The organism is Capnocytophaga sp. oral taxon 864, assembly GCF_002998835.1.
Taxonomy (GTDB): Bacteria; Bacteroidota; Bacteroidia; order Flavobacteriales; family Flavobacteriaceae; genus Capnocytophaga; species Capnocytophaga ochracea.
This window is the reverse complement of the sequence record NZ_CP027232.1, coordinates 633,011-651,769: the sequence shown is the minus strand read 5'-3', so window position 1 is coordinate 651,769 and position 18,759 is coordinate 633,011. Positions and strand designations below refer to the sequence as shown.

12 protein-coding genes are annotated in these 18,759 nt (G+C 36.7%); 6 read left to right on the top strand and 6 right to left on the bottom strand.

Annotation, left to right across the window (positions count from 1 at the left end; all coding sequences use genetic code 11):
- Nucleotides 1–106 precede the first annotated feature (106 nt).
- Both C3V44_RS02990 and C3V44_RS02985 read right to left on the bottom strand, forming a co-directional pair.
- A complete protein-coding gene (locus tag C3V44_RS02990) occupies nucleotides 107–3,511 on the bottom strand; it encodes a hypothetical protein (protein ID WP_106095472.1) in 3,405 nt (1,134 codons plus the stop codon).
- A 509-nt stretch (nucleotides 3,512–4,020) separates the two neighbouring features.
- Nucleotides 4,021–5,361, bottom strand: a complete 1,341-nt coding sequence (locus C3V44_RS02985; RefSeq protein ID WP_106095471.1) for a Fic family protein — start codon at nucleotides 5,359–5,361, stop codon at nucleotides 4,021–4,023.
- 447 nt (nucleotides 5,362–5,808) lie between these two features.
- Here C3V44_RS02985 and C3V44_RS02980 point away from each other — a divergent pair, with 447 nt between their 5' ends.
- The 6 genes from C3V44_RS02980 to C3V44_RS02955 all read left to right on the top strand — a co-directional run bounded on the left by C3V44_RS02980 (nucleotide 5,809) and on the right by C3V44_RS02955 (nucleotide 15,616).
- The gene (locus C3V44_RS02980) at nucleotides 5,809–6,018 is read left to right on the top strand and encodes a helix-turn-helix transcriptional regulator (protein WP_106095470.1); all 210 of its coding nucleotides are present in this window, start codon (nucleotides 5,809–5,811) and stop codon (nucleotides 6,016–6,018) included.
- A gap of 9 nt (nucleotides 6,019–6,027) precedes the next feature.
- A complete protein-coding gene (locus tag C3V44_RS02975) occupies nucleotides 6,028–7,626 on the top strand; it encodes an N-6 DNA methylase (protein WP_106095469.1) in 1,599 nt (532 codons plus the stop codon).
- On the top strand, nucleotides 7,613–8,725 hold the full coding sequence (locus C3V44_RS02970; RefSeq protein WP_106095468.1) for a restriction endonuclease subunit S: 1,113 nt from the start codon (nucleotides 7,613–7,615) through the stop codon (nucleotides 8,723–8,725). Before C3V44_RS02975 ends, C3V44_RS02970 begins: the two co-directional genes overlap by 14 nt.
- A 10-nt stretch (nucleotides 8,726–8,735) precedes the next feature.
- Nucleotides 8,736–12,047, top strand: a complete 3,312-nt coding sequence (locus C3V44_RS02965) for a type I restriction endonuclease subunit R (RefSeq protein ID WP_106095467.1) — start codon at nucleotides 8,736–8,738, stop codon at nucleotides 12,045–12,047.
- Between the two features lie 81 nt (nucleotides 12,048–12,128).
- Entirely contained in the window at nucleotides 12,129–13,556 is a 1,428-nt protein-coding gene (locus C3V44_RS02960) for an SIR2 family protein (RefSeq protein WP_106095466.1), read from the top strand.
- Nucleotides 13,557–13,567: 11 nt separating this feature from the next.
- Nucleotides 13,568–15,616, top strand: a complete 2,049-nt coding sequence (locus C3V44_RS02955; protein ID WP_106095465.1) for an ATP-binding protein — start codon at nucleotides 13,568–13,570, stop codon at nucleotides 15,614–15,616.
- A 275-nt stretch (nucleotides 15,617–15,891) separates the two neighbouring features.
- Here C3V44_RS02955 and C3V44_RS02950 read toward each other — a convergent pair whose 3' ends face one another.
- From C3V44_RS02950 to C3V44_RS02935, 4 genes are all read right to left on the bottom strand, one after another.
- Nucleotides 15,892–16,488 (bottom strand): hypothetical protein, encoded by a 597-nt coding sequence (locus tag C3V44_RS02950; protein ID WP_106095464.1) that lies wholly within the window; start codon nucleotides 16,486–16,488, stop codon nucleotides 15,892–15,894.
- A 23-nt stretch (nucleotides 16,489–16,511) separates the two neighbouring features.
- Nucleotides 16,512–17,300: a relaxase/mobilization nuclease domain-containing protein gene (locus C3V44_RS02945; RefSeq protein ID WP_106095463.1), complete on the bottom strand. Its 789-nt coding sequence runs from the start codon at nucleotides 17,298–17,300 to the stop codon at nucleotides 16,512–16,514.
- Complete coding sequence (locus C3V44_RS02940; protein WP_106095462.1) at nucleotides 17,293–17,742, bottom strand: special sigma factor; 450 nt, start codon at nucleotides 17,740–17,742, stop codon at nucleotides 17,293–17,295. The genes C3V44_RS02945 and C3V44_RS02940 overlap by 8 nt, the downstream gene beginning before the upstream one ends.
- A 111-nt stretch (nucleotides 17,743–17,853) precedes the next feature.
- Nucleotides 17,854–18,702: a toprim domain-containing protein gene (locus C3V44_RS02935; RefSeq protein ID WP_106095461.1), complete on the bottom strand. Its 849-nt coding sequence runs from the start codon at nucleotides 18,700–18,702 to the stop codon at nucleotides 17,854–17,856.
- Nucleotides 18,703–18,759 lie beyond the last annotated feature (57 nt).

Sequence of the window (18,759 nt, the reverse complement as noted above, 5' to 3'; positions counted from 1 at the left end):
TCATTCTACTGAATAATATTTATTGCTTGTTATGTATTCCTCTATTTATGGTTGTACAAACTACTGAGTTTTCTCATTCATGCAAATTACTTTGCTATAGTATTTTTTATGTAAATACAATCATAGGATCTGCCACGATATCTATAGCAGAGAGGAATGTAATATCATTTACTTGATCATGCTCAAAATATTTGTAAGCATTTTCATGATATGTCAGGAATATCGTCTTAACAAAATATTGAGCATCTACTTCAGGTACATATAACTTAAACTTATCGACATTGCCTTTACACCACACATCTCTTTCAATCACATGGGAAAGCTCTTTAGTCACAATTTTTCGGTTCTGCTGTATCAATTCGTATACTGTTCTACTCTCCGAGAAATTCTTAGCCTCTATACAAACAATTTGCTTTGTCTTTTTGTTTATAAGGAGAATATCAATATCTCCAAGTTGTTTGGTGGAATTGAGGAGTTTGCCTGGCATAATCTTAACCTCGGAATTCACATATAAATAGTCAAGAGACAGACTTTCGTATAATCCCTTTATGTTTATAGTGAATTCACGACCTTTTTCATAATTCACCTTTGATACAAGTTTCTCCATCTCTGGGGTAGTATTAACCACAGTTCCATTATTCAATCGTTCTACTCGAATCATCCAACTCTCATAAAGTGTTTTAGTTGAATAATAGATGTTGCCATCAAAGAGTATCCAAGGTCTTGCTGTAATCTGTACAGGACGATTAAACCTCTGAACCCACTTGTCGCTAAACTTAAGATCACCATTATTGAGATCTTTCGTAAGGACAAAGTTTGCCATGAATGCTTTCTCCTCTTCTTCATCAAATATGCCGGCACATACTTTCTCAAAAAACTTTTTCTCCGGTAACACCATTACTGGTTTATTATTATCGTTAGCATAATCAATTGAAGCCGTTAGTATCTTACAATACTTCTCAAATGAGATGCCGAATTGCGCTTTATAAGCCTTTACAAACGTATCATCATTTATGTCGATGGAAGAAGTTGGTATCAGATTATGTAACTTTGTGTACAAATCTGGATTACTCATTGACAACTCTCTTAGCCTATAAAAATAGGCATTTAGTTTATTAATTATAGGTCTTGGCATTACCAGTCTTCCATTTTTTAGAATTGTCAACTCTGAACCTTTTATTTTTTCTCCTAATTGATCCATATATATACCCATGTTCAAACTAAAGTGCATAAGGGCAAACAGGCGATCCAACTTCTCTAATCCAGGCTTTCCACCAGTATTGTGAATGCCATTCAGAACAATGGTTTCAATCATACCTTGTGTTAACGTATTCATCTCAGAATATTCATTGACATAATCAAGCTGATTATCAAATGTTGCATCTAAAAAAGAATAGGCTTTGCTTAATGACTCATACCTTCGTTGTGTAAGCTTCGACCAATAGATCATGGCATGATGTAGCTTGAGAAGACTTATAAGAAGTTGTTTGGTATCTATCTCTGCCAATAGCATTTTCACTTCTGAAAGAATATAATCTGATACCTGAATCATGATTTTCTTTGACTCTGCAAAATCAAAAGTTTGTTCTGTCCCTTTCATGTTTAGGAAATCAGCAATTTCCGAAAGCACTTTATCACAACATCTAGAATTGACAAAATAGCATGACTCAACACCATCTTTCTCGTCAATAATAGTTATATTTTCACTCTTGCCAACCTGAATAAATCTACCTGGTGCAGAATCAAACAATTGCATACCAGCATCAAATAATGACTCGTTTGAAGAGAATTTACAATCTTGAATTGCTTTAAGGAATTGGCCTACTAACTCTCTCTCCAAAGTAGTTACATCCGAACTCATTATTTCTTCAGGTACACAAAATACCATAGTATTGTCATTTGCCTTTTTCCACTCGTAGTCACGACCTGGCAAAATCAATAATTCTACATGAAGAGTATTACTAATACTGTCAATTTCCAATTTTTTCTCAAGAGCATATACCCAATTCATCAACGCGATAGTTGCTTCTCTACCAAATATACGAAACTCGTCTTTGCATTCCACATGAATCCACAATTCGTACTTTTGTAACTGAAGCATGAGGAGACCCTTTATCATATATGGTGCGTAGATAGGAATCTGCTTTGGAATGTCTGCATAGTGTTTAACCATAACATGACACCCTCGTGGGGCATATTGAACAATATACTCATCATGTCCACACAAATATTTCTCACGCATTGATAGAGCGTAACCTATTTGCATGAATGTGATATCTGGTATTTCATCTCGATAGAATGTATAATTATTAGAACAATAGTATGCAAATCTATCAATTTCTTGGGTAAGAGGAACAAAGTTTAGATCTAATTTATCTTGATTATAATAATATAAATTCAGTAGATTTATTCTATCCTGACTCATTACAATTTTCAATTCCTCTAACGAGAAATGAGTCATGTTGTGACTAAAGGTCATAAACAGACCTTCCTCTGTCATCACTTGAGTAACTAAAAACGTGAATATGCTTTTGGAAGGGAACACTTGTTTTATAGCTGTCTCTGAATCTTTAACTGCTTGTTCTAAATCAGGATTCTTATCTGCTAATATGATTGCAACATTGGCAACCTTGTCTTCATCAAAACAAAACCAAAGAAAAGGTGTGTCTTGGTAATTATTTTGTTCTATAAATGATCCATGACCATTTTGCAAAAGAAATCCAGTTTCTTGGATCATCTCTTTTTCGATTAACGAGAGGAACGTTTTCTCGCCCAGTTCCTTTACAAGAATAGCATAACATAGTCTGTAGGCTAACCTTAAGAGATTAGCTGGGAACATAACCAAGTATTCCCCATTATCAAGTTTTAAGAACGGATGGAATTCGAACGTATCGCTATGCCCTAATTGAGATAATTCTTTTTCGTACTTTTTCCTTTTTAGGCATAACAAAAATGATTGCAGATACTTTCCCTCAACTTGGTATTTTGCAAGGATGGAGTTTACCTCTGCTTTGCTAAAACAGTTATATGATTTATACTTGCTATATTCCTTGTAGTTTGAGGTATAAACTGATTCTGCATCATATTTACCACATACATTCCGATTATAATTATACCTATTAACTATTTCATTGGATATTTCCAATATTGCATAGATAATTGCTAACTTATTTCGATCAATCTTTTCCTTATGAGCCAAAAACAATAACTGGCTGAGAAGATACTTATGAGTCAAATAGAACGCAGAGAATACCTTGTAAGAACCAATCGGAGTATTTACAGTTTCAATAAACAATCTCTCTTGCGGATCTTCAAACTGAGGATTGCCATGCTCAAGAATTTTATCAATGAGGGAACAGTTATATTTTCCCTGTCTCCACATCAAATAAGCTTCAATTAAGGCAGTTTCTAATCTATAACAGAAACTGGAATTTTCCTGCTGCACGGACAAAAAAGAGAGATACTTAAGCATATTATCTCCCTTTAGATTATGATAAAATTTATATTTCATTAATTATCTTGCTTATTATTGAGTTAGTTTATATCGTGATTTAGTAATAAAGCTATTGGTGTTTATTAATAAAATGTTGATGTTAAAAAATTAAATTCTAATTGTATATTTTTGATAATTTCTTATCTCTTACAAGATGTGAAAAACTCCATAATAGAGTTGTCTACAAATGAAGAACTTCTATTATGCGCATAGTTTCGATTATAGTTCCTTTAAGTTTTAAGTCGTTTTTGATAATATTTATTGAGAAATAAGTGATAATAGCTATATAAATCTGGATTCTAATAGCATTTTTCGGATGTTCCTCAAAAGGTTTTTACCTTGGGATATTGCTTTATTCACTAAAAAATAGTTCAACTTGCTACCTATTCTTATACAGTAAGGCTATTTTATTAGCTTTTAGATAGAAATTGTCTGTATAATAAACATATTTTTTTTAAGTTCTGGTGGATAATCACTAGTGTCTCATTAATAAAATATTTTATTAATGAGACACTAGTGATCTAAGTTTATAGTTTGTCTTTTAACTGTTTTCCCAAGATGGTTAGTCGATATTTTTGTAACCTACTATTAGGTTTGTCAGGAATAGTCATTTCAATAAATCCTTGTTCCAATGCAGGTTTTAAATATTTTGCTCGAAAGTGTTCCCTGTGAGAAAGCCCCAACATATCTTGTATTTCTTGTCTATCCATCTCTTTAGATAATATTTTAATCAAATCTTCAACTTGCTCGGTGACTTGCTCGGTGACTTGCTCGGTGACTTGCTCGGTGACTTGCTCAGTAGCGGGAAATATCATTCGAAGAAAGTTTTCTGTAAACTTGAAACATTCTTTTCCATAGCTTCTTAGAATACGAGGGACTCCAGAACCCAAATGTTCTACTAAATCCAAATCTCTAAATACACGCATCAGCTCTTTATTGCGTGGTACCGAATAGCCTTCAAAAAACTCTTTCTCTGTCATGCCTTGTGGCAAACTACCAAATGAGGTAATCTCAATTCTATCATCAAAGAACTCAAATTTGGGAGGTACTTCGGAGGTATAATCATTATGAACAATGGCATTAATTACAGCTTCACGCAAGGCAACGGGATTCCATAATCTGGTTTCTTTTCGTTCTTTGGGTGTGATTTTTGCCAATGTCTTATTTTCAACTCCTATCTTATCCAATACCTGCTTGGTTGCTTTTATCAATGAACAATACCCATACTCGTTGTTTTCGATCAAGTCAACACGATCCAAACCATCATATTTTGCAACTTTCACTGATATTCCATTAGTATCAGCTAATAAATATGCTACATAATTGTATTGTCCTTCTTCAGTAAGAAGTTCCAAATTAGGTGCAAACTGCTGATTTAGTATCTTTCCTGAGCTTTCATAATATATTTTGAGTTGCTCAAAAGTAAGATTCTGATTTGGAGACTTGATTTTACCAATTGAGTTACGAGTGCGTTTAGCAAACAGTGATTCTATCATTTTTATGGGCATTGGCTCGGCAGCCGTTCCGATACGAATAAAGGTACCTTTTTCCGACATCCCAAGTTTCTTGATATAGTAAGGTTTTTCAGTACCACTTGCCAATGTAATCTTAATTACATTTTTTGAATCTATAGTTTCTGCTGATACATCAAACAACCCCATACAAGATGGCTTAATATTATTTTTTAATCGGTCTTTGATTTTAAGCATATCTCCATCAATGTCTGCAACACCAACAGCCTTTCCTTCCTTGTCAATTCCAATATAAATTATCCCTCCTTCTTGATAATTCAAAAAAGCGACTACTTCTTTTTCCAAATCATCTATAAGTTCTTGTTTGTATTCTATACGATTAGTTTCTGGATTCATATATAATATCTTTCTATTTATACTTAAGTAATTCAACTTGCTAGTTGAAAAGTTCAAAAAATAAAAAAGCAAACAAAAGATTTGTATGTTTGTAATTGTAAAAAAATAACAACTCTAAAGTTTTGAAAAGACAAAATTACGTCTTTTTTTTATATTATCGATGATATTTTAAAAGAAATTAAACATCGTGAAGACATTATCTGATAGCGATATCATTACGACAAATTTTATAGCTATTACTAGTTTCTATGCGAGCTATTATTCGGCTATCAAATTTGTTATTTGGTAGCCTCTTTTTATAAAGGGATTGCTTGTAAAATGACTATGATTTTTATGTAATTCAGCTGGTTATAATTACTTTTTATGAAGCAGTAGTGCATTCTAAAATAAAAAGTGTATCTTTGCACTGTTATAAGTATTGTTTTATATTGTTAAATCCATCATATAATGGCAATCAATAGAATTAAAATAATGTTAGTAGAGAAACAGCGTACAAGTAAATGGCTAGCAGAACAGCTTGGAAAATCGGAAAATACAGTTTCAATATGGTGTTCGAATAAGGTTCAGTCAACATTGGACAACCTATACGAGATAGCTCAAATATTAGATGTTGAAGTACGACTTCTTATTACTTCCAGTAAGGAAACAGCAATCTAAAAACTGATTATGGCAAAGAAAAAGAAAACACAGGAAACGGGTTCGCTGAACCTTGAAACAATATTGTTCAACTGTCGTGAATACCTCCGCAGTAACGCTTCTCTCAATGACAAGCGTGACTTACTGCTTACGCTGGTCTTCCTGCGCTTCATTGGTGAGAAGTTCGAAGACGAACAGCAGAAGCTTCGCCAACAATGTATTGACAACGGACTGACCGATGAGGAGATGATACAGGCCTATCTCGATCAGCCCGGAATGTACAGCGGTATCGCCTTCGTTCCTCGTGAGGCACGCTGGGACTATCTGATGTTGCAGCCTGCCAACAAGCTCAACGGTGCTCTCGACGATGCTTTGCAGGCACTGGAGAATGGTGGAGGCTCACTGAAAGGTTGTGTGCGGTTGGGACTCTTCAGTAGTATCAATCTCGAAGCAAATGTTATCAAGAAGGTAATGGACGAGGTGAACAAGATTTCTCATAAGGTTTTCGGAACAGAACGCGACCTTATCGGACGTGTGTACGAATACTTCCTGAAGTCGTTTGCCATCAATGCAACGAAGGAGGAAGGCGAGTTCTATACCCCTCACGATATTGTTGAGCTGATAGCAGCCTTCATTGAGCCTTTCAATGGTACACTCTACGATCCTTGCTGCGGTTCGGGCGGTATGTTCGTGCAGTGTGCTAAGTATGTCGAGGAGAAGCAGGGCGATATTATGCAGGTCAATGTCTATGGACAGGAAACCGACCCTGCCACCTATCGTCTGGCAAAGATGAATCTGGCTATGCGTGGCATCTCTCATCATCTGGGCGAGAAGAACGCCTCAACCTTTACCAATGATATGCACCGTGGACTGGTGTTCGACTATATAATGGCTAATCCGCCCTTCAATCTTAAGAAGTGGTATGACACGTCCTTGAGCCACGACGCACGCTGGGCTGACTATGGCTTACCACCTGAGGGCAATGCCAATTATGCTTGGATTCTGCATATCCTCTCCAAGCTAAAGGCGGGACGTGGTGTAGCAGGATTCCTCCTTGCCAATGGTGCTTTGGGTGATAGCGATGCTGCGGAAATCAGAAAGAAACTTATTGAAAAAGATAAAGTCGAAGCGATTATCGTCCTTCCACGTGAGCTCTTCTATACCACGGATATCTCCGTGACACTTTGGATTCTCAACCAAAATAAGAAAGGCGGAAAGTGGCACGACCGAAAACTGCGCAACCGTGAGGGAGAAATTCTCTTTATGGACTTGCGCCAGTGGAACGAGAATGCCATCAAGAACGAGCAGAAGAAGAAAGTGCAGCTTGTAAAAGAGCAGGTAGAGCGTGCCACGAACATCTATTTCCGATGGCAGAGTGAAGGAACAGATGGCAAGAACTTTGCCGAACCAGAGCTTTACCGCTCTGTTGGGCTTGACGAACTGCGCAAAAACGACTTCTCGCTGGTGCCAAGCCGTTATATCGAGTTTGTAGACCGTGACAGTAATATCGACTATCATCAAGTGCTTACCGATACCGCTGCTACCGTCAAAGACCTCTTGCATCGCCAGCAGAAGAATGACATAACCTTGCGTAACGCTTTAAAACAGTTGGGATATGAGTGCGAATAAGACCAAATGGGTAAGGCTGGGGGATTATATTGAAGAAATAGATGAAAGAAACTCAGATTTAGCTATAACTCTTTCACAAGGTATTGCTAACACAAAGGTGTTTCAAGAACCTAAGCAAGTTTCTATAAATTCAAAAGCTGATAAAATTGTACGTACAGGATACTTTGCTTATAATAGAGCGACAACTCGAAATGGAGAAAAAATCTCTATTGCATACCGCGTTGGACCAGATTGTACGGTTTCATCTGCATATTGTGTTTTTAGAGTAAAAGACGAGAATATTATCAATCCATATTTTCTTTGGTTGTATTTTTCACGTTCAGAGTTTGACCGTTATGCACGATATGCCTCAAAAGGAAGTGCACATGAATTTTTTGGGTGGGATGAAATGTGCCGTGTACAAATCCCTCTTCCCTCAATTTCCATTCAGCGTGAATTGGTAAACACCTATAATGGCTTAAAGTCGTTTGCAGAGGACAATGAAGCCCTTATTGCTCCCCTTACACAAGCGTGCGAAGCTCTTGTTGTGGATTGTAAAAGAAAATATAACGAAGTGGCTTTGGGGGAGTATATTGAGTCTTGCGATGAAAGGAATAGCGAGGGGAAATATACGATTGATGATGTACGAGGTATCAGCATTGAAAAGAAACTTATATACACAAAAGCAAATATGGAAGGCGTTTCTTTAATACCTTACAAAATTATTAAGCCATCTGAGTTTGCCTATGTTACAGTAACTTCTCGTAATGGAAATAGAATCTCTCTTGCTATTAATGATACCATAGAGACCTTTATTGTTTCTTCATCTTATGAGGTTTTTAGCTGTAAAGAATATCTTCAGCCCCAATACCTTTATATGCTCTTGAGTCGTACAGAGTTTGACCGTTATTCACGTTTCAATTCTTGGGGCAGTGCACGTGAAACCTTTGATTGGGATGAGCTATGCCGTGTAAGAATCCCTCTCCCCCCTCTTGATGTTCAGCAATCTATTGTAAACCTATATCATTGCATAGAAGAGGCGAAGCGGATTGCGGCAGAAGCCCGTGAGCAGATGCGCACACTCTGCCCAGCATTGATACAAAAAGCCATACATTCTTAAATAAACACAAATGAGACATAACGCGAAATTCTACGAAAGTGAGTACGAAGAAGCCCTTATTAACCTGCTGACCGACGGCACAGGCTGGCAATATACGTATGGAGGTAATATTCATCGTAAAAAACGTGAAGTTCTCCTGACAGACGACCTGAGTACCTATCTGAAGGACCAGTACAAGGAACTGACTGATAACGATGTGGAAGAGATTATCAACCATCTGCGCCACGTCGGCGGACAAAGCCACTTCGAGCTGTTGCGGAATACATATAAGCTCATCCGTGACGGCTACCGTTATGTACGGCACGGAGATAATAAGCCTTTCGACATCAGCTATGTTGACTTTGATGAGACTGCGAATAACATCTTCCGCGTGGTCAACCAGTTTGAAGTGGGTTATGGCTTGCAGGCGGATGTCCGTATTCCCGACGTACTTCTCTTTGTCAATGGTATTCCGCTCTGTATCTTTGAGCTGAAGAACCCTGCAGATGAGAAAGCCACCATTGCTGACGCCTATACACAGATACACACCCGCTATCTGCGTGACATTCCGCACCTGCTGCGCTATTGCCCGCTGTCGTGTATCAGTGATGCTACGAAGAACAATACAAAGCTGGGAACAACCTATACTCCCTACCAACATTACTATGCTTGGAAGAAAATAAAGAACGAAGACCTTGTAGCAGAGAAAGGGTTAGACCAGGTGCGCACTATCGTCGGAGGTGTCTATGAGCCGAGTCGCTTTTTGGAGATTGTGCGAGATTATGTCTACTTCCCCGATGCCAAATCAGGAAAGGAACAAGAGGTGGTATGCCGCTATCCTCAGTTCTTTGCCACACGTATGTTGCGCGACAATGTCCTGAAAGCCTTTGCCAATAACGACAGGAAGGGCGGTACTTACTTTGGTGCCACAGGCTGTGGAAAGACTTATACTATGATGTTTCTGGCGCGTCAGCTCTCTTTACGCTGCCCAGAGTTAGAATCACCAACCATAGTGATGATTGTTGACCGTGAGGATTTGCAGACACAGGCAGGTAAGCTCTTCTTGCAATCAGAAGAATTCCTTTCATTGGGTACAGCCAAGGTAATTGAAAATAGAAAAGAACTTGGAGAAGAAATGAGTTCTCGTAAGTCGGGAGGTTTCTTTATCTGTACTATACAGAAGTTCTGTGAAGAAACAGGACTGCTCAATCCCCGACATAACATTGTATGCTTCTCAGATGAAGCCCACCGCACACAAGTACACCTAGATACACATCTAAAGGTGAAAGATCTTGAGAAGGGAAAAACCGTAACGGATGAAGATAAAGAAAAAATAGGAGCCTTTGTGACAAAGCCTTATGCTGAATTGCTTCGTACTGCCTTCCCGGACGCAACATTCGTGGGCTTTACAGGCACACCGATAGACGATACCATACAGGTGTTCGGACAAATTGTAGACAGCTATACAATGCGGCAGGCTGTTGAAGATGGTATCACACGTGACATCAAGTATATCCCTCGTATTGCAAAGGTAACACTTGACATGGAGAAGGTAAAAGAAATTGACGCCTACTACAAACAGTGTGGTGATGAAGGGGCTACAGAGGAAGATATAGAGAAAAGCAAAAAAGCTATGAGCGCTATGGAAGTTATCCTAGGTGATGACGAACGATTGGGACGATTGGCGATCGATATCATCAATCATTACGAAACAGCCTGCGACAACAAGGTGAATGTCGTACAGAAGGCAATGATTGTATGTAGTAAGCGTGCAATAGCCTACCGACTGTTGCAGAAGTTCAAGGCATTGCGCCCCAACTGGTTTGTTGAACGGAAATCAGCAGATGACAGTAAGCTCACGAAAGAAGACTTGCTAAGGCTGACACCCTTACCTACCATCGCTATGGTGGCAACCCGTGGTGCCAACGACCCTAAGGAGATGTGGGACTATCTGGGCGATAAGGCACGGACAAGGCTACTGGACGATTCCTTTAAGGACGAGAATAGCAACTTCCGCATTGTAATCGTTGTGGATATGTGGATTACAGGCTTTGATGTTCCTTGCCTGACCTATCTCTATAATGACAAGCCTCTGCAGAAACAGACCTTGATACAGACTATCAGTCGTGTCAACCGTAACTATCCTGGAAAAGAGTTTGGCTATGTGATTGATTATATCGGCATACACAAAAATATGATGGAAGCTATGAAGCAGTTTGGTGGTAACGGCTTCGGTCCGAGTGATGACGATGTGGAGCAGACTTTAGAGATATTACGTACAGAATTAGAGGTTATTAACCAGCTCTTTGCAGGCTTCGACCTTAGTCCTTTCACGGACAAGGAGGTGAAACCACTGGTGCGCCTTGAGTGCTTGTCGACTGCCGCTGAGCATATTATGTCAATGACTGAAATGCAGAATATTCACAAGGCGAGAGCACTTCCACAGAAGGTCAGTGCCAAGACCTACTTTCTCTCACACGTGAAAAGCCTGCGTACGGCATACGATATCTGTCAGCCATCGGGCGTTCTAAGTTATGAAGAACTGTCGTTGTCACAGTGTTATATGGCTGTGGCGTCCTATGTGCGTAAGACATCTGGTGAGAAACACGATGTGGAAAGTATGAATAAGGCAGTTGAACGGATGGTTGAGGAGGCTTTGAAGTGTAATGCCGTAGTAAGTATTTTAGACACTGACGTAGAGGAACAGATTTTTAGTCCAGAGTTTACCGAGCGACTGGAAGGGGTAAAACTACCTGCAACGAAACTGGAAGTACTTGTGAAACTGTTGCGCAAGACTATCAAGGAATATAAGAAAACCAATAAGATTGCTGCAGAAAAGTATGAAGAAATGCTCCGTAAGACCCTTGATGAATACCACAAACGTCGAGAAGCACTATCTGCCGATGAAGCCACGGTGACGCAAAATGAGGCTGTGACCGCCATTATTAATGAAGCTACAAAGCAGGCATTAGAGCTACTGAATGCGTTGGGGGAAGACAAGGAGAGTTTCCGAGGTCTAGGACTGAGCTTTGAGGAAAAGGCTTTCTATGATATCTTGATGCACCTCAGAGATAAATATAACTTTGAGTATGGCGAGGACAAGAAGGTAGGGGCATTGGTTGTCAACGAAAAATGCAAGAACTTGGCAAAGAAGATTAAAGAACTGATAGATGTTCAGTCTACCTTTACAGACTGGCTTAATAACAGTAAAATACGTGCCGACCTAAACCAGAAAATATTCTTCTGCCTGTATGAAAATGGCTATCCTCCACAATATAACAAAGAGGTGTTTGACCAGGTGATGGAGCAGGTGGAGAACTTTAAGAGCTATGATAACGAGTAAATATGATTTTGAGACAAAGTAAATTTCTCTTATAATCATTATAGAAATCATATTAATAAACTATACTTTTTTTATTTTTATATGGAAGAACAACAAGCAAAAACTCCACAAGAGGTTATAAAAAATAAAGGCAATGTGATTAAGACACGTGATGATCGTGAATTGATTCTCATTGATCTCAAAGGAAAAGTAGTAAATCCAGAGAAGTGTAGCTGGACTCCTAATAATAGTGAGACTGTCAATAACAGTGTCTTTCGTTCGCGTATAGAGCCTTGGCTTACTTCACTTTTTCAATCCGAACATTTGTCTCTATTGTGTGGGTCTGGAATAACAACTGCAATCAGTTTACTAGCTTATGGAAAGAGTGGAACGACAATGGAGGATATAACATTCTCTAACTATAAAGATGAGATTGGCGCTGCAGTAGATGCATCAGCGAAAGCAAGTGGTCGTGAAAAGGGTAATATGGAAGACCAAATTAGAGTTGCTAACGATTTACTTCGAGGATTAAAAGTACTAGGCGATGAGAATGCAGTGAAGTTAGAGGAGGAGCTTCACACAATCATTACCAATTTTGCAACCTCCTTATTAAGTTCTGAAAAAGAAATAGCAATTTCTAGTGAAGATAAACGAGAAAATGCTTATCGTGCTCTCATTAACTTTCTCTTAAGTTTTGCTAGTCGCACAGGGAATAAAGAGAGGTTGAATATATTTACAACTAATTATGACCGCTTGATAGAGGTAGGAGCAGAATTGGCTGGCATTCACCTAATGGATAGGTTTGTAGGCACCATTATGCCTATATTTCGTTCATCAAGGCTCAATTTAGATCTTCACTATAATCCTCCAGGAATTAGAGGTGAACCACGCTACTTGGAGGGAGTAGCACGTATTACAAAACTTCATGGATCTCTCGATTGGGTGCAAAGTGGTGGAGAGATTCGCCGTATAGGACTTCCATTTGGAGCAGCCAACATAAATCCTTATTTGGAGGCTCCAGGACTACAGGGTGCAGATGCATTGAAGTTGATGATTTATCCCAACTCAGCTAAGGATCGAGAAACAGCTGAATATCCGTATGTAGAACTCTTCCGAGACTTGGCAGCTTCCATTTGTAGACCTAATAGCACACTGGTTACCTACGGCTATGGGTTTGGAGATGAGCATATAAATAGAGTTCTTAGCGATATGCTCACTATTCCTTCAACTCACTTAGTTATTATTTCGTATGACGACCCAATAGGACGAATCTTAAAATTCTATTCTGAGTCTGCACATAAAGATCAGATGTCTATATTGATTGGAGCAAATTTAGGAGATATAACGAATCTTACAAAAGATTATCTCCCAAAATCTGCTATTGATAGAGCTACAATTAGGATGACAGAACTACTGCAAAATCGTATGGGGGTAGCCTCAAATATAGCCAACCCTACTATACCTGCTCAGATAGAACCCTCAACTACAAATGAATCTGCTACAGAAGAAATTATTAATTCAGAATCTTAATAGTATAGTTTATGTCTACAACTCCAATTGAATATCTTGCTTCACTCCGTATAGGTACGGTAGAATATATATCTCCTGATAAAATAGAAGTTCAACTTGACATAGAATCTCCGGAGAGTGTAGCTTTGAACGCAGGAACACCTCGTAACTTTCCACATATTAATGGCTATGTTATGATACCCGTTGACCTTGGTTTTGTTGTCGGACAGATATCATGGATTACCATTCAACGTTCTCCTTATCCTAAGCGAAGAGGTTTTCAAGATTTTGGTTTGATTGACTTGCCCTTTCCTTTAAGAAAAATGGAACTTCAGCCTGTCGGAACTCTTCGTTCTATAGAGGGAGGTTATAAGTTTAAGCGTGGTCTTGAGTCCTTTCCATCTGTTGGTGACATAGTCATATTACCCACAGATGAACAGCTACGTTCTATCATAGAATCAGGAGAGAATCGGAGAGTCTATATAGGCAATAGTCCATTAGTGGGTGATGCTAAGGTTATGATTGATCCTGATCGCTTATTTGGACGCCATCTTGCCGTACTCGGAAATACTGGAAGTGGAAAATCTTGTTCTGTAGCAGGATTAATCCGTTGGTCTATCGACAGTGCAAAGGAGAAACTCTCAAATAAAGAAACAGTTAATAGTCGATTTATAGTGTTAGACCCCAATGGAGAGTATGGAAAAGCCTTTGCAGATAAGCGTAATGCAAATATCTATACTGTTAATGTGGAAGGGGAAACAGATAAACAACTAGAAGTTCCTTTATGGTTTTGGAATACAGATGAGTGGTGTGGATTTACTAAGGCATCTCCAAAAACTCATAGAACTACCATTGTGCATGCCCTAAAATCGGTAAGAAGTGGAAATGTCTTCGAAAGACAAACAAAAGAGCGCGAGCTAGCAAACTATACTCGTGTTATTATTCAAGCCCTTCAAATTGAGGTAAAAGAAGGAACTCCATTTGAAAGAAAAAGAGCCTATGGTTTTCATCCGATCTTAATGAAATGGTGCGCTGGATTTAATATAGATGAAGACTTTTCCGACAGTTTAAAAGACTCAATAAATGCACTTAACGATAAGATAAATAATTTTAACATTCAACGCTCTGGAAATGGATTTATTGACTATACCTATTCAAGAGAAGAAATCGAAACTCTAATTCAGTTATTAAATAATATTTTCTCTGAATCAGGAGGAAAAGAGGAAGAATTTTTACCCATAGACGAGGATAGTCCTATCCCATTCACTGGAGAGAATTTTGTTCGTTCCATAGAGGCTAATGCAGAGATACTGAGAACAACAGACTATATTGTCACTCTAATGCCTCGTATTAAAACATTACTGACAGATGTACGTGTCAAGAAGGTTATTGATAATAATACTCTCCAGCTAAATGATTGGTTAGATAACTATATAGGGGCTAATAATCAAGAGTCGCTGACGATAATCGATTTATCTCTCCTGCCTTCTGATGTAACTAGTATCATTACAGCCGTTATAGCTCGTATGGTATTTGAAACACAACAGCGTTATCTCAAACTGAACAAGCAATGTCTCCCAACTGTTTTGGTTATGGAGGAAGCTCATTATTTTGTCAAGCGATATAATGATGACGCTGAAAACTTTGGAGCAAACATTCAATGTTGCAAGATATTTGAAAAGATTGCTAGGGAGGGGCGAAAATTCGGACTAGGACTTGTTTTGTCATCACAAAGACCTTCTGAATTGTCTCCTACCGTTTTATCTCAATGCAACTCTTTCTTGTTGCATCGTATATCTAATGACCGAGATCAAGAACTGATTCATCGCTTATTGCCAGATAATATGAGAGGAATTCTTCGTGAAATACCATCACTTCCCTCTCAATATGCTGTTCTATTAGGTTGGGCATCAGAATTGCCCGTTATGGTGAAAATGCGCACATTGCGTGATGAACAGCGTCCACAATCTAATGATCCAGATTATTGGGATGTTTGGACTGGTACGAAAGAGCGAGAAATAAAATGGAGTAAGATTACTAATGACTGGCAAAATAAACAAGGTGAATCTACAGAGAATTAAAAAAATATAACTGTGCTGTATTCATTCGGACTTTTCTTTTGGTTATTAGTCTGTAAGCTGTGAGTAGGTAATAGCTTTTTCCGTTGTGCAAGGATTCTAGAATTATCACATATTTTGTCTTTGCCATAAATGTAAGTTCTACTCCCCTTGAGGTTATTTTGATATAAAAATCAATATATCCTCCTTTTTCTATTAAAGAGGTGTTTTGTCCAAAGTGTTATTATTTTGCAGAAGTACAATAATAAATGATTATAAACGATAATACACTAAAAAAATCACTTCGCTTCATACCCTTCCTTAAATTTTAAAAAATTGTTTCCTTGTTTTGGATTTCTCTCAATCCATTTATTGATAATTTCTGTATTCATTTTCAATCGATTAAATACTTCTATATCATAAAACTCTTTGCCTTCTGATCTCATTTCTTTAAAAATTTGGCTTCTAATTTCTTCTTTGGTTTTTATACTTGTATCATACCATTGCTTAGAAAGATAAAATGATAAAAACATTACAATAATTGCTATTCCCAAACAACTAAAACTACCTAGCAATAAATATTTTAATAACTTGGATTTCTTCTCGAAATGTTCTAATCTTGAAAGTGTATTTTCAGATAAATCCGTTTTAATACTCTTAGGAATAAATTTTGTTGTGCTTTCAATTTGTTTAGAAATGTCTTTAAATGAAGTTTCAATATTATTTATTCTATGATTTAGTGAACTAGCTGAGCTTTCAAACTCACCTACTAAATCTAAAATATCTTGATAAACAAAAACTACATCTGTTAGTTTTTCTATGTTATCCTCATTGCTCTTTATGACTTTGTTTAGTAAATCTAAACCATTATCTATTTCTTGTTTTTCTGCATTCATATTCTTTAAAATTTACATTTAGTTTAAAACCTTCTTCTTGGTCTGTTTATTTCTTCTTTTTCTCTTTTTAGAATTGAACTATTTAGCTCCAGAATCTTTTTAATTTCTTTCATTTTAAGTTTATTAGTAATTTCAGAGAGTTTGTATCCTGCTAAATATTCCCTTTTTGTTTCTGTATTAATATCAGAAAGTTTTACAATCCGCATTCCTGAAACGCCTACTTTTACATTTTCTGACAGTATTACTTTGTAACCCAATTTATCCATTTCACTAATCAATTCATCAAAATTAGAGGCTTTTCCCAGAGATTTTTGTAGATTTTCAAGCATTTTCTCTTTCTTTTCTTTGCTGATTTCTACATCTGTTTTAAGATTCATATTCTTACAAATCTCCCTTACAGCTTGCCCGAATAATTCTCCTATTTTATGAGCTTTTATTGTGTTGTCTCCATGTGTATTTACTCTATTGACTATAAAATGAATATGTTTGTGTTTTGTAGAATTATGAATATCTAGTCGAATTTGATTGTCTTTTGTAACACCAACTTTTTGTAGAGCTTTCAGGGTAATATCAACCAAAACTTCATTAGAGATTTCATTTTCTTCACTTCTCTCGGGAGAAATATACCCCGTTAAAGCCCAATTCTTTACATTCTTATTTCGATCTGCTACCGATTTCATCTCTTGGAATTGATTTTCAGCAGTATCGGATAACAAATTGCTGGAATATACCATTTCAGCTGTGCCTTTATCATTTCCATTGTATTGTAAAGCGATTTTGGAAATTCGTCTTGTTGTTGCAGAATTATTCATCTCGTACTCTATTTTGGTATAAATAATTGTAAATCAATTTAGTAACTCCTTCTATCTCTCTCATAATCTCAGCCTTATTCTCTAAACTTGAAAACTCACGATTTCGCAATAGATTCTTAATTCTATTAAAGTTATTCCCATAAGATAAAAGCACTTCATCGGTTTTAAATTCATTGACTTTCAATTCTTTTTCCGTTAAAACTAATCGAACATATTTAGAGATTTTGAGGTTTAGTTTTTCTGCTTTTATTCTGAGAATTTCAAATTCTTTTTCAGTGAGTTTTGCAGAAATTGTTTTAGAAAAAAGAGCAGATTTTTTCTTGGCTAAACCACCTTTTTTACCAATAGTTTTGAAATGATTTTTCCTTTTTTCTTCTGCATCTTTTTGTTCTTGCTCTTGTTGAATCTTTGTTATGAAATTCGTTAAAAAATCTTGTTCCATTCTTTTATTTATTAGCGTTTTTAGAATGTTTTTGACGATAGGAAAAAACCAAAAAGTCCCATTTTACATTAAGCCACCCTCGCTTTTTGTAAACAATGGGTACTTTTTGCACTAATATCGTAGCAAAGAGATTTTGCCCATTATAAAATCATTTAAATCTTTGTAGTTTTGATATAATATTCTATTATCTTTAACATAAGGATTTAATCGTTTAACTTCATTTGTTGCCCTATTTCCTGCCTCATCATTATCAAAATATAATTCTATTTTCTCATAACTTTTAATGATTTTTTCAAGTTTAAAAATCATTGTAACAGAATTCAAAATCACATAATCTGATAGTGCTTTTTTGAGAGCTTTTTCCATTTGTTTAAAAGAAAGATAATCCATAAATCCTTCGAAAATCCGAAGATTGTTTGATTTATTTTTTATTGTAGTAATGTCTTTTCTCCCAATACAAATTTTTGAATATTTATTCCTTACTTCATAACCATTAGCATCATTTTTGAAACCAATTCCAAAATATTTTTTATTAGATATTTTATAATGGATTTCTTTAAGCAAGTGAATGTTATTTTCAATTCTTCTTTCTTTTAAATATTGAATTAAGGCGTAGTGTTTAACCTCTGAAATAGATAATATTTCATATTTACTTCCATCCCTAGTTATATTGTACATTTGCTCCTTAAAAGAAAAATTAAACTGAGACAAATATTCTAAGGCTTGAGATACAGAACATTGTTTGATGCCCTGAACTAATGAGACTATATCGTATTTCTTTCCCGTTCCGAAGTCAAAAGCAATATTCTTTACAAAATTGACAAAGAGACTGGGTGTTTTTTCTTCTCTATCAAAAGCAAAATAAAATGCTGTCTTAGAATTATCTTTGCTTGGGAAAAGAGAAAAACTTTCTAAAACATTTCTAATAGATATCTGAGTATTTGCTTGCTTACAATTCATATGTTATTATCTGAGTTTAATATATTTGTTTTTTCGTTGAATTGTTGAATAAAGAAT